The following is a 2984-nucleotide window of genomic DNA, read 5'->3' as shown; positions in this document are numbered from 1 at the left end:
AACTTTCTACCATAGTTAAATCTATACTTTTCTTTTTTAATGATTGTAATTATAAAAATGGCTATGTATGGATTAAGCTCAAATTTAGGTACTAACACATTTACATCATCTGATGCCCAAAAGGGAGAAGGTTGATAAAAGGCTTCTCCTACACTTCCATTATAATTAACTGTTATAACATTTCCATCAAATAAAGGAGGAAGGTCACAATATTCTCTAATACCATTATTTGAGTCAATGGATGCAATAAATGGGGTATTTCCAGCCTTCAAGTTGTTTTTAACTACCCTTTTGCCTTTTTTTACATCAAATATATCAGTATAAAGAAACTCTCTCCATTGTTTACTAGATAAAGATAATTTATCTCTAGATAAGCTGTCTTTATAAATTGTAAAAGAGTCAAGATTAACTGATTGAACCCAACTAGGAACATCTTTGGGAATAAGAATATCTTTTAAAGTCCTGTTTGCTTGTCTACCATAATTGTATCTGTATTTGTTAGCTTTAATACACAAGCAGTAGAAAATCTTTTCTTTCAAAGACATCTCTCTTTTAGGTCTTAAATAATATAAATCCCTACCTGAATAAAATGGACTAGGCTGTACAAAAGTTTCAAGGACTGAGCCACCACCTGATACTGTGATAAGACCTGCCTCTAATGGTTCTATACCCTCAACCTTTTCTACTATAGCTGAAACTCCATTATTTCTAGCTGTCCTAGAGACAAAATTGACTGTATTTGAGTCATGCTTTTCCTTTATATTAAGTTTATTTAATTCCATGTTTAATCCATATTTAACATCAAATAAATCACTAATCTTAATCATCTGTATCACCATTTAAGAGCTTAAATAACATATAATTCTTTAATTCATGTTCAAAGTCATCTTGACTAATATTTGAGTAATCTGTTTCTAAGTATGCCTCAGCACACCATTCATCTTCTGATGTTACCTTTTTCATTACACTTGAACCAGGCTCTTCTTTCTTAGAAAAATAACTATCTAGCCAATTATCTCTTATTTCTTGCCAACTGTTATAAAGGTCAGTTCTGCCTAAGTGTTTTGTCTTAATAAATCCATCATTTTTCCAGTAACCAAACCAAGTTTTATGATATTCATTTTTATTATGTGGTTGGTGAGCCTTAAAGACCATGATACAGGCTACAACACCAACTGGATGGAAAAGGTCATCAGGCATTGACATTACTGCCTCTAATGTATGTTCTTTCAAAAGAGTTTCTTTCATTGGGTGAGGAGAAATAGCACAGTTTATTGGTACAATAGCTATTCCTATCCCACCTTCTTTTAAGCAGTTAAGCATGTGATAAACAAAGTCTAACTCATGTAATCCCTCACCTTTTTGTGAATAGGGAGGATTGATCATACCTACATCAGCATTAAGATTTTTAATCTCTTTTGTTATTGCCTCATCAAAACAACTACCTTGATATAAATTTGCTTTTCCATCTCCCCTTAAAATCATATTAGATGCTGCTAAGGCAAACATATTAGGTTGCTGTTCCACACCAATAAGGCAATTAGCTTTTATATGTTCTCTTTCTTCCTCAGTTTTAGATTTCTTCATCATTTCAGACATTGCAGAAATTAAAAATCCACCTGTTCCACAGCAAGTGTCTAAGACCTTATTTGCTGAGGAAACTCCTGCAATTTTGGAAAATAAATCTGTAATATGTCTAGGAGTTAAAACAATTCCAAGTGCTTTTTTATCTCCACCTGTATATTTTAAAAACTCTCCATAGAAATGCCCTATTACATCAAAGTTTTGATAAATGGTTATAAAAGGTCTTACTTTTTCATCAATATCTAATACCAGTCTATACAAAGGAGTTTCATTTGTTTTCTTATCAAGTTTAGCTAGTTCAGGATGTACAGAAATAAAAGAATAAGGCTGTATCATATTTTGCTTTTTAGCCTTTGGAATTTGAGCCTTTTCAACCTCTCTCCTAATTGCCTCATACATCTCTGTAGGTAATATACTGAAAGGATAGTTTTGATAATTTACTGAGAAAGCTGGGTCAGATAATGCTATCAAAATACCACTAACTAATAAAGGTTTTTCTGTCTCTGTTAATTTTGCATAATCTCTCATGTAGTTATGTAATTCCCTTGAAAAACTTAATAAATCTTCATATCTTTTCTTTTCTACATCAGGATTATAACTTGCAAGTTTAAAAAGTTCATCAAAAGTTAAAATAACATCTATTTCATTATTGTATTGATTAACCAAGACTTTTGGTGAGTTAGTTCCCTTTGCCCAAAGAAATACAGATGTTTTCAACTCTTTTTCATTTTGCCCACTTACAGCAATAGAGACAACATTGTATGCAGTAGATAAGTTTTTTGCATAATGTAAAACACCATCCACAGCATATTCAGCATATTTATTTTTTTCCTTACTTTCATGTTTTTTTATGTCAGCTTTACATTCAATTACAATTACTAAATCTTTATTTAGGGAGGAATGAATAATAAACTCAGGCTTTCCAGCTCCTTTACCATTCTTACTAGCCTTTGCTAAACAATTTTTAATTGTTTTATTGTGGCTTATCTGTTCCTCCACTTTTAAAAACTCATCATCAAAATAGCCTAAGTCTTTTAATTTGTCTCTTACTATATTTTCTGTAATTCTTTCATTCTTACCCAACAGCTTGTCCTCCTCAATCCACAAAAAAATATGATTTCCTTTAGGTATTATACTACATTTTAAATTCCTCTGTATTTTATTGCAAAAGTAAAAAGAGGAGAGCTATATAAGCTCTGCCTCCTTGTTGTATTATTACTCTACTGGATAAGTCCTAATAGGCTCTTTCTTTTTACCTACTGCCATTCCCTCTTTATATTTCTTTGCTTTTAGTTTCATGCTTATGAAATAAACTGTTATATCTATAAGACTTTTTAAATCCTGTATATCTTTATCCTCCCACTTTCTAACATAATGTGTCTCATCATTTCCTAACCATG

2 protein-coding genes and 1 pseudogene are annotated in these 2984 nt (G+C 31.4%); all 3 read right to left on the bottom strand.

All coding sequences use genetic code 11. The features are described 5' to 3' along the window. The coding region (locus ASE01S_RS16030; protein WP_067844397.1) for a restriction endonuclease subunit S at nucleotides 1–827 on the bottom strand (827 nt) is incomplete at its 3' end. Then, nucleotides 820–2667 (bottom strand): HsdM family class I SAM-dependent methyltransferase, encoded by a 1848-nt coding sequence (locus tag ASE01S_RS15220; protein WP_217995670.1) that lies wholly within the window; start codon nucleotides 2665–2667, stop codon nucleotides 820–822. The genes ASE01S_RS15220 and ASE01S_RS16030, both read right to left, overlap by 8 nt. Before the next feature lie 132 nt (nucleotides 2668–2799). After that, a pseudogene (locus tag ASE01S_RS15215) lies at nucleotides 2800–2984 on the bottom strand (hypothetical protein); the annotation flags it as partial.

Origin of the sequence: Amphibacillus sediminis NBRC 103570 (assembly GCF_001552275.1) — a bacterium.
Classification (GTDB): Bacteria; Bacillota; Bacilli; order Bacillales; family Amphibacillaceae; genus Amphibacillus_B; species Amphibacillus_B sediminis.
The sequence above is the reverse complement of the archived record's forward strand: the minus strand, read 5'-3'. Positions and strand labels throughout refer to the sequence as shown.